This window comes from Shewanella sp. SG41-4 (genome assembly GCF_014164505.1).
Lineage (GTDB): Bacteria > Pseudomonadota > Gammaproteobacteria > Enterobacterales > Shewanellaceae > Shewanella.
Map to the genome: position 1 here is coordinate 1 of NZ_JACJFI010000160.1, position 9,790 is coordinate 9,790.

The following is a 9,790-nucleotide window of genomic DNA, read 5'->3' on the forward strand; positions in this document are numbered from 1 at the left end:
AACCAGGACGTACTTTACGAATGGCTAAATACAAACTTTCTTGGGCAATGCGGCTTAAACGTTTGTCTTTTGCTGACACTTCACCGATAAGGAACATTTTCGATGTATCACCATGGTAACCGTCTTTGATGACAGTAATATCTAGGTTAATCATATCGCCTTCTTTTAACTCGTACTCAGAAGGAATACCGTGGCACACGACTTCATTAACAGAGGTACAAATTGACTTAGGAAATCCGTGATAATTCAGAGGCGCAGAAATTGCACCTTGCTCTTCGGTATATTTAGCACAGATTTCATCTAATTCATTTGTCGTCACTCCAGCCTTAACGTGCGGAGCGACCATTTCTAATACTTGCGCAGCTAATTTACCCGCAGCACGCATTTTTTCTATTTCGTCTGCATTTTTGATCACAATACTCATGAAAACTCTCTATCTTTTTGGCGGTCAAAATAGGCTTGTTTTATCCAAGGATTTTACGGCAAAAATTTGTATTTACATGCCGTTTATGGTATAAAGCGCGCCGTTATGTGTAAGATCGTTGTTGTACGGTTCGAGTTAATACAATGTCGTCACTGTTTTTTAGCAAGGTATACATTGTGTTCGGCAAATCGTAAAATATGGCGGTCATTATACATGGCAATTAACTTAAATACTAAATCACACACGTATCGACACATTTTTCGGGGTGCTTTCTCATTCTTAACGGAAGTTAGAAAGTCGAAACATGGGATGCGTGGAGGTCTAACCCCTTACATTAAGGTAAATTCAATGACTACTGTTTCAATGCGCGACATGCTACAAGCTGGTGTTCACTTCGGTCACCAAACTCGTTACTGGAATCCTAAGATGAAGCCTTTCATCTTCGGTGCTCGTAATGGTGTACACATCATCAACCTTGAGCATACAGTACCAATGTTCAACGAAGCTTTAGCTTTCATTAGCAACATTGCTTCTAAGAAAGGTAAAGTATTATTCGTAGGTACTAAGCGCGCTGCTGGCGAAGCTATTAAAGCATCTGCACTTTCTTGTGATCAGTATTATGTTGATCATCGTTGGTTAGGCGGCATGTTAACTAACTGGAAAACTGTTCGTCAGTCAATCAAGCGTCTTAAAGAGCTAGAAAGCCAGTCTGTAGACGGTACTTTCGACAAGTTAACTAAGAAAGAAGCGTTAATGCGTACTCGCGAATTAGACAAGTTAGAAAAGTCTTTAGGCGGAATCAAGAACATGGGCGGTTTACCTGACGTATTATTCGTTATCGGTGCTGACCATGAGCATATCGCTATTAAAGAAGCTAACAACCTAGGTATTCCAGTTGTTGCAGTTGTTGATACCAACTCTGCACCAGACGGTGTTAACTACATCGTTCCTGGTAACGACGACGCGATGCGTGCTATCCGTTTGTACACTTCTTCTGTTGCTGCAGCTGCTAACGCTGGCCGTGGTCAAGATTTAGCTGTTCAAGCTGAGCAAGACGGTTTCGTAGAAGCTGTTTAATAAGGCGTGATGGTTACCATCCCCCCTTATTTGCCAATAAGATAATTGGTGAACAGGGGCCTTTTGGCCCCTGTTTTATAAATGCAATATTAGACGAATTAAAATAGAGGATTTAACAATGGCAATTACTGCTGCCCAAGTTAAAGAACTTCGTGACCGCACTGGCGCTGGCATGATGGACTGTAAGAATGCACTGACTGAAACTGACGGTGACATCGAACTAGCGATTGATAATATGCGCAAAAGTGGCGCTGCGAAGGCTGCTAAAAAAGCAGGTAACATCGCTGCTGACGGTACAATTCTAATCAAGAATGGCGACGGTTTCGCTGCTCTATTAGAAGTTAACTGCCAAACTGACTTCGTTGCAAAAGATTCAAACTTCCTAGGATTTGCTAACGCAGTGCTAGATGTTGCTGCTGCATCTAAAGTGTCTATCGAAGAGTTAAAAGCACAGTTTGAAGAAACTCGTGTTGCACTAGTAACTAAAATCGGTGAAAACATCAACGTTCGTCGCGTTGAGTATCTCGATGGTGCAAACCTTGCGTCTTACCGTCACGGTGATCGTATTGGTGTTGTTGTTGCGGGTGAAGCTGATGAAGAAACATTGAAGCATATCGCAATGCACGTAGCTGCTTCTAAGCCTGATTTCGTAAACCCTGAAGATGTGCCTGCTGAACTTGTAGAAAGAGAGCAAGCGCTTCAAATCGAAATCGCGATGAATGAAGGCAAGCCTGCTGAAATCGCTGAGAAGATGGTTGTTGGTCGTATGAAGAAGTTTACTGGTGAGATATCTCTTACTGGCCAAGCTTTCATCATGGAACCTAAGAAAACTGTTGGCGAAGTTCTTAAATCGAAAGGCGCTACAGTAACCAACTTTATTCGTTTAGAAGTTGGTGAAGGTATCGAGAAGAAAGCAGAAGATTTCGCTGCTGAAGTGGCTGCGCAAATCGCTGCTACTAAAAAAGCGTAATCGCTTTTATCTAAATACCCTAAGACCGCAGCAACCGCTGCGGTTTTGTTATGATCAGGATGAAAATTATGAGCACCAATCCAAAACCAGCATTTAGACGTATTCTGCTTAAATTAAGCGGTGAAGCATTAATGGGTGAAGAAGGCTTCGGCATTGACCCTAAAGTACTTGATCGTATGGCACAAGAAGTGAAAGAGCTTGTTGAACTTGGTATTCAAGTTGGCGTGGTTATTGGTGGTGGTAATCTATTTCGTGGCGAAGGCTTAGCAAAAGCTGGTATGAACCGCGTGGTGGGCGATCACATGGGTATGTTAGCAACCGTAATGAATGGCTTAGCCATGCGTGATGCCTTGCACCGTGCATATGTTAATGCCCGTCTTATGTCTGCTATCCCCCTTAAAGGTGTGTGCGATGATTACACTTGGACAGAAGCAATTAGCTTATTAAAATCTGGTCGAGTCGTTATTTTTGCAGCGGGTACAGGTAATCCTTTTTGTACAACCGATTCTGCAGCATGTCTACGCGGTATTGAGATTGAAGCTGAAGTGGTACTAAAAGGTACTAAAGTAGATGGTGTATACTCTGCTGACCCAATGAAAAACCCTGAAGCGGTTAAATATGACACACTTAGTTTTGCCGAAGTCCTTGAATCAGAATTAAAAGTAATGGATCTTGCTGCATTTACCATGGCTCGTGATCATAATATGCCTATTTTGGTATTCAATATGAACAAGCCTGGTGCACTTCGTCGCGTTATTATGGGTGAGAAAGAAGGTACGATTATTAGCAGTCAACAACCTGCTTAATCGCCGACACAGAAAATATTTACATTATATAATTTAACTGTTTGAGCGGTTTTATTGCATGTGTCATTCTTAGGCTAATGCTCAAACACACATGAATTTGTGACAAAAAGGAAATTATTGTGATTGATACTATTATGTTAGACGCGCAAGAGCGCATGGGTAAATGCGTTGATGCGACTAAAAACCAAATGGCGAAAGTTCGTACTGGTCGCGCCCACCCAAGTTTATTAGATTCTATTCAAGTGTCTTGCTACGGTTCTATGTCACCGCTTAATCAAGTGGCTAACGTAGGCGTTGAAGACTCTCGTACACTAACAGTGAACGTATTTGATAGATCGATAGTTCAAGCGGTAGAGAAGGCGATTATGAGCTCAGATTTAGGCTTAAACCCTATGTCTGCAGGTGCAACCTTGCGTATTCCGTTGCCTTCGTTAACTGAAGAACGTCGTAAAGACTTCATCAAAGTAGTACGTAACGAAGCGGAAAATGGTCGTATTGCCATTCGTAACGTTCGTCGCGACGCAATCAGTGAAGTCAAGAAGCTTGAAAAAGCAAAAGAATGTACTGAAGATGATGTTCGTCGTAGTGAAGATGAAGTGCAGAAGCACACTGATGCATCAATCAAAAACATTGATCAAATCCTAGCAGTGAAAGAAAAAGAGTTGATGGAAGTATAATCTGTCAATTTAGACGCTAGAGTTAACACGCCGTGTAAGGGTATACTACACGGCGTTTGTTTTTATAAAGGATTGTCGTAGATGTCGTCTACAGTTGAGTTTGAATCAGACCCTAAAGCCGATTCGGAGCAAATGACTTCGCAATTGTTGCCGGGACAATTATCTGATGTAGTAAAACAATCTCTGCCCAAACATGTTGCGATTATTATGGACGGTAATGGCCGCTGGGCACAACTGCAGGGTAAAGCTCGGGTTTTTGGTCATAAAGCGGGTGTTAAAGCGGTGCGCCGTGCAGTAAGTACAGCAAGTCAACTTGGTATTGAATCATTAACCTTGTTTGCATTTTCGAGTGAAAATTGGCGTCGACCAGATAAAGAAGTCAGTTTGTTAATGGAATTGTTTTTTACAGTGTTACATCGTGAGTTAAAACTGCTCGACAAAAACCAAGTTAAGCTCAACATTATTGGTGATACCAGCCGATTTTCTAATCGCTTACAGAAACAGATTGCAGCAGCTCAAGAGAAAACAGCAAGCAATACTGGTTTGATATTAAATGTGGCAGCGAACTATGGTGGACGTTGGGATATCTTGCAAGCTGCACAAAAATTAGCCGAAAAAGTTGAAAGTGGCGAAATCACCAGCAGTCAGATGACCGAAGAAGCATTAAATGAACATTTGTGCATGCAAAATCAGAGCGAAGTTGATTTAATGATCCGAACCGGTGGTGATTGCCGGATTAGTAATTTTGTTTTATGGCAGGCCGCTTATGCCGAGTTGGTGTTTACTGACACCCTATGGCCTGATTTTGATGAGCTAGCATTCCGTGATGCTATTGCCATATTTGCCAGTCGGCAGCGCCGTTTTGGTTTGACGGGGAGTCAAATTGAAGATATACGCGCAATATAAATAATAAGAGGATTAGTTTTTTGCTAAAACAACGAATAATAACAGCATTGTGGTTAATCCCAATTGTACTCGGGGCAATATTTTTACTTCCAGCAAACCTGTTTGCATGGGTATTAGTGCCAGTTTTTTTAATTGCAGCAAAAGAGTGGGGCAGTTTCATTGACCCAAGCTGTAATGTTACCCAGTGGTCTTTTACTGCAACCCTGGGCCTATTATTGGTAGCGCTTAATTTATCGGTACCCATTGATGTATTGTGGTTTAAAGGGCAGTTACACCCTATTTATCTCGCCATCATCACTATCGGTGTTTTTTGGTGGGTAGTCAGCAGCGCATTAGTATTTAGTTTTCCTACAAGTGCCAAAATGTGGAAAAACAGCCCTATGCTGAAATCCATGTTTGGACAGTTAACTCTCATCCCTTGTTTTGCCTCATTGATCGCACTCAAATCATTAAGCAGTAACGTTCATCCATACTATGGCGGTGCATTAGTGTTTATTGTTATGTTAGTGGTTTGGGCGACGGATACTGGTGCTTATTTTGCTGGGCGTAAATTAGGCAAGCATAAATTGATGCCGAGTGTGAGTCCTGCCAAAACGCTTGAGGGTTTAGCCGGTGGTTTAATTACCACGATGGTAGTGGTTGCGGGCATTATGTATGTTGCGCCAGAACAAGAGTTAGGCTTACTCATTGTGGTGACACTCGTCACGGCTCTGGCTTCTGCTTTTGGCGACTTGTCTGAAAGCATGTTCAAACGTGCTGCAAATATTAAAGACTCTGGCACCATTTTACCTGGTCATGGTGGTATTTTAGACCGTATTGACAGTCTAACGGCTGCATTGCCAGTGTTTACCTTTATCTACATTGCAATGTGGATGTGATGCCAATGCAAAATATGGTGATTTTAGGGGCAACAGGCTCAATAGGTGCTAGTACCTTAAGCGTGATGGTAAATAATCCTGCTGATTTTCATGTCTATGGATTAGTGGCTAATGCCAGCGTCGATAAAATGCTGGCCTTGTGTATCACCCATCAGCCTGACTATGCTCATATGGTGGATGAGAGCGCCGCCATGCAACTTAAATCGTTACTGCCTAGTGGATGCATCACTCAAGTAACTACAGGTGCTGAGGCGTTAAATGCGTTAGTGACCGACAGCCGCACAGATACCGTTATGGCAGCTATTGTTGGTGCAGCGGGTTTAGTACCGACATTTGACGCCGTTAAAGCGGGTAAACGCGTGTTGTTAGCCAACAAAGAAGCACTGGTTATGTCGGGTGAGTTATTTATGCGCACGGCTAGAGCCTCGGGTGCGACAGTGCTACCTGTCGACAGCGAGCACAATGCCATATTTCAATGTTTACCAATAAATGTTCAAGCGCAACTCGGTTATTGTGACTTAAGTGCAAATGGCATATCACATATTTTATTAACGGGTTCTGGTGGACCATTTTTAAACACTGATTTAGCCACCCTGAGTGCGATGACACCTGCTCAAGCTTGTAATCACCCTAATTGGTCCATGGGGCCTAAAATCTCCGTCGATTCAGCCACGATGATGAATAAAGGCTTAGAGTTTATCGAAGCTCGTTGGTTGTTTAATACCCAAGCTGAGCAGCTAAAAGTGGTGATTCATCCTCAAAGCGTGATCCATTCAATGGTGCAATACCGCGATGGTTCTGTTATTGCGCAAATGGGTAACCCCGATATGCGTACACCGATTGCTCATTGTATGAGCTATCCGCAAAGAATTGTTGCTGGTGTTGAACCTTTAGATTTTTTCAAAGTCGGACAGTTAAGCTTTTGTGAACCTGACTTTGATCGTTTTCCATGTTTACGCTTAGCGATGCAAGCCTGTGAGCAAGGTCAAGAAGCGACCACGGTGTTGAATGCAGCTAATGAAATTGCTGTAGATTCATTTTTAAAAGGTCACATTCGTTTTACTGATATTGCTGACGTTAATTATCACTGCTTAGACTCTGTGCAACAAACACGTTTAGACAGTATTGAAGATATATTACAGCTTGATGAGCAAGCACGTGCAACGGCGATGTCCGTTATTAGCGCACTTAATTAATTCAGGGAAATAATGATAGATTTTTTTTGGAGCTTAGGTTCTTTTATCGTCGCGTTGGGTATTTTAATTACCGCTCACGAATACGGCCACTTTTGGGTTGCCCGTCGTTGTGGTGTTAAAGTCGAGCGTTTCTCTATCGGATTTGGCAAAGCGATTTGGCGTAAAGTAGGTAAAGATGGCACAGAATATGTCGTCGCTATGATCCCATTGGGTGGCTATGTCAAAATGCTTGATGAGCGCGTTGAAGATGTACCCGAGCATCTACTCGATCAAGCCTTTAACCGTAAAACGGTTTGGCAGCGTATTGCAATTGTATCAGCTGGCCCTATTGCTAACTTTATTTTTGCTATAGCAGCGTTATATGTCATGTACCTTATTGGTACTCCGTCGATTAAGCCCGTGATTGACAGCACAAAGTTAAATAGTCCGGCGAGTGTTATTCAGTTAGTTGAACCTCAACAAATTGTAGCGGTTTCAGGGCAACCGGTACGTACTTGGGAAGAGGTTAATTTAGCCTTAGTGGGTCATATTGGTGATGAAAGTATTGAGTTATCTCTAGCGCCATTACCAGAGTTGTCGGGCATGGATATGCCAATCCGTATCGTAAAGCTCGATACGCGAAATTGGGTATTTGATCCAGAAAAAGAGTCGCCGATTACCGCACTAGGTTTAGGCATATTTCGTCCAGGGATTGATCCAACGATAGCGGCAGTGAGCAAAGACAGTGCAGCAGAGCAAGCGGGTATTAAGATTGGCGATAAACTCGTCAACATCAATGGCACACAATACAGCGATTGGAATGCGTTTGTTGATGTGGTACAAAGCTCTGCCAACATAAATATTAATATGACATTGATACGTCAAGGTGAACTTATCAATGTTGATGTTGTGCCTAAAGCACAACAAAATTCTGATGGTAAAACTATCGGAATTGTCGGAATTAGCCCAACCCAAGCCCAATGGCCTGATAATATGCGCTTTGAGCTTGAGTATGGCATAGTAGATTCTGTTATCGCTGCAACTGACAAAACATGGCAACTCGTTGTCGTCAGCTTCAAGATGATTGGAAAATTATTTACCGGCGATGTGTCGGTGAAAAACCTTAGTGGTCCTATTTCTATTGCACAAGGCGCAGGCGCCAGTGCAAGTTACGGCTTAGTGTACTTTCTAGGGTTTATCGCGCTCATCAGCGTTAACTTAGGCATTATAAACTTAATGCCTTTGCCAGTGCTCGATGGGGGACACTTGCTGTATTACTTTATAGAAGTGATTACTGGTAAGCCTGTACCCGAAAAGGTGCAGGAAATAGGATTCAGGTTTGGCGCAGCTTTGCTGCTAATGTTGATGGGCGTAGCCTTATTCAACGATTTTGCCCGACTCTGAGCAAGGACAGACTAATAATTAGAAGTGCTCTATGAGATTTAATAAAATTTTTGCCTCGATGTTATTCGTCGGCGCGTCTTTTTCAGGGAATGGTTGGGCAGAGTCTTTCCAACCTTTTGAAGTGACCGACATCCAAGTAGAAGGTTTGCAACGAGTTGCTCTCGGTGCAGCACTATTGAGTTTACCTGTGAAAGTAGGTGACACGGTAGATGAAGTTAAATTACAGCAAGCGATTAAGAGCCTTTACGGTTCAACCAATTTTGAAAACATCAGTGTCAGTCATGAAGACGGTATACTTTATGTAACGGTTAAAGAACGTCCTACTATTAGTATTATCTCGTTTGAAGGTAATAAAGATATCAAAGACGAGCAGTTACAAGAAAGTCTTGATGGTTCTGGTGTTAAAGCTGGCGAATCACTTGATAGAACCATGTTGTCTGGCATTGAAAAAGGCCTGCAAGATTTCTATTACGGTGTGGGTAAATACGGTGCCAAAGTTGAAGCGCAAATCATCAACTTACCTCGTAACCGTGTTGAGCTTAAATTTAAGTTTACCGAAGGTTTAGCGGCTGAAATTCGTCAAATCAACGTGGTAGGTAATACCGTGTTCTCGGACTCTGAACTCATCAGTATGCTTGAGCTTAAAGACTATGTGGCATGGTGGGATTTATTTGGTGAGCGTCGCTACCAAAAGCAAAAGCTACAAGCTGACTTAGAAACCATTAAAACCTATTACCACAATCAAGGTTATATTCGCTTTGAAGTGACTTCAACACAAGTGGCGATGACACCAGACCGTAAAGGTTTGTACATCACCATCAACGTGAATGAAGGTGAAAAGTACAAGGTGAAAGAAGTTAACTTAATTGGTGACCTAATGGGTCGAGAAGAGTTAATGACATCTATTTTGCCAATTAAAGCGGGCAATATGTACAACGGTGCTGATGTGACATTCACCGAAGAAATGTACAGTAAATACCTTGGCCGCTTTGGTTATGCTTATCCAGAAGTGAAAACCTATCCTGAAATTGATGATGAAACCAAAGAAGTGGTGCTTAACATCAATGTTAAACCAGGTAAACGTGTGTATGTTCGCTCAATTAACTTCACCGGTAACACGGTTACTAAAGATGAAGTCATGCGCCGCGAATTACGCCAAATGGAAGGTGCATGGTTGAATTCTGCTCAAATTGAACAGTCTAAATTACGCCTTAACCGTTTAGGTTATTTCGAAACTGTTGATGCTGAAACCATTCAAGTACCGGGCAGTGACGATTTAGTTGATGTCGCAGTGACTGTGAAAGAACAACCATCAGGTTCGTTTAACGCAGGTGTCGGTTATGGTACTGAATCAGGCGTGAGTTTACAGTTTGGTGTTGAGCAAAATAACTTCCTTGGTACAGGTAACCAAGCAGGTTTTAGTGTCAATACTAACAAATACTCAAAAAGTGCTAACTTGTCTTATACCGACCC

General features: G+C 42.3%; 10 protein-coding genes. 9 read left to right on the top strand and 1 reads right to left on the bottom strand.

All coding sequences use genetic code 11. From position 1 onward, the window contains the following. Nucleotides 1-424 (bottom strand): type I methionyl aminopeptidase (map, locus tag H5202_RS14175; RefSeq protein WP_182772644.1); only part of this gene is annotated, 424 nt, incomplete at its 3' end. A gap of 348 nt (nucleotides 425-772) precedes the next feature. Between map and rpsB the strand changes: the two genes are divergently transcribed. The 9 genes from rpsB to bamA all read left to right on the top strand — a co-directional run. Continuing rightward, nucleotides 773-1,501 (top strand): 30S ribosomal protein S2, encoded by a 729-nt coding sequence (rpsB, locus tag H5202_RS14180; RefSeq protein WP_182772645.1) that lies wholly within the window; start codon nucleotides 773-775, stop codon nucleotides 1,499-1,501. Nucleotides 1,502-1,619: 118 nt separating this feature from the next. Next, the gene (tsf, locus tag H5202_RS14185; protein ID WP_182772646.1) at nucleotides 1,620-2,471 is read left to right on the top strand and encodes a translation elongation factor Ts; all 852 of its coding nucleotides are present in this window, start codon (nucleotides 1,620-1,622) and stop codon (nucleotides 2,469-2,471) included. Nucleotides 2,472-2,539: 68 nt separating this feature from the next. Continuing rightward, nucleotides 2,540-3,277 carry a UMP kinase gene (gene pyrH, locus H5202_RS14190; RefSeq protein ID WP_182772647.1) on the top strand — a complete coding sequence of 246 codons (738 nt, stop codon included), beginning with the start codon at nucleotides 2,540-2,542 and terminating at the stop codon, nucleotides 3,275-3,277. A 134-nt stretch (nucleotides 3,278-3,411) separates the two neighbouring features. Next, on the top strand, nucleotides 3,412-3,954 hold the full coding sequence (gene frr, locus H5202_RS14195) for a ribosome recycling factor (protein ID WP_220493881.1): 543 nt from the start codon (nucleotides 3,412-3,414) through the stop codon (nucleotides 3,952-3,954). 81 nt (nucleotides 3,955-4,035) lie between these two features. Further along, nucleotides 4,036-4,860: a polyprenyl diphosphate synthase gene (uppS, locus tag H5202_RS14200; protein WP_182772649.1), complete on the top strand. Its 825-nt coding sequence runs from the start codon at nucleotides 4,036-4,038 to the stop codon at nucleotides 4,858-4,860. Nucleotides 4,861-4,880: 20 nt separating this feature from the next. Continuing rightward, the gene (locus tag H5202_RS14205) at nucleotides 4,881-5,738 is read left to right on the top strand and encodes a phosphatidate cytidylyltransferase (protein ID WP_182772650.1); all 858 of its coding nucleotides are present in this window, start codon (nucleotides 4,881-4,883) and stop codon (nucleotides 5,736-5,738) included. A 5-nt stretch (nucleotides 5,739-5,743) separates the two neighbouring features. After that, nucleotides 5,744-6,934, top strand: a complete 1,191-nt coding sequence (gene ispC / locus H5202_RS14210) for a 1-deoxy-D-xylulose-5-phosphate reductoisomerase (RefSeq protein WP_182772653.1) — start codon at nucleotides 5,744-5,746, stop codon at nucleotides 6,932-6,934. Between the two features lie 12 nt (nucleotides 6,935-6,946). Continuing rightward, complete coding sequence (gene rseP, locus H5202_RS14215) at nucleotides 6,947-8,317, top strand: sigma E protease regulator RseP (protein WP_182772651.1); 1,371 nt, start codon at nucleotides 6,947-6,949, stop codon at nucleotides 8,315-8,317. Between the two features lie 31 nt (nucleotides 8,318-8,348). Beyond that, nucleotides 8,349-9,790, top strand: a 1,442-nt coding sequence (bamA, locus tag H5202_RS14220; protein WP_182772652.1) for an outer membrane protein assembly factor BamA, incomplete at its 3' end; no start/stop codon positions are given.

Excerpts from the sequence above, each read along its gene's own strand:
- rpsB (WP_182772645.1), top strand. The coding sequence starts at position 773 with ATGACTACTGTTTCAATGCGCGACATGCTACAAGCTGGTGTTCACTTC.
- tsf (WP_182772646.1), top strand. The coding sequence starts at position 1,620 with ATGGCAATTACTGCTGCCCAAGTTAAAGAACTTCGTGACCGCACTGGC.
- pyrH (WP_182772647.1), top strand. The coding sequence starts at position 2,540 with ATGAGCACCAATCCAAAACCAGCATTTAGACGTATTCTGCTTAAATTA.
- frr (WP_220493881.1), top strand. The coding sequence starts at position 3,412 with ATGTTAGACGCGCAAGAGCGCATGGGTAAATGCGTTGATGCGACTAAA.
- uppS (WP_182772649.1), top strand. The coding sequence starts at position 4,036 with ATGTCGTCTACAGTTGAGTTTGAATCAGACCCTAAAGCCGATTCGGAG.
- ispC (WP_182772653.1), top strand. The coding sequence starts at position 5,744 with ATGCAAAATATGGTGATTTTAGGGGCAACAGGCTCAATAGGTGCTAGT.
- rseP (WP_182772651.1), top strand. The coding sequence starts at position 6,947 with ATGATAGATTTTTTTTGGAGCTTAGGTTCTTTTATCGTCGCGTTGGGT.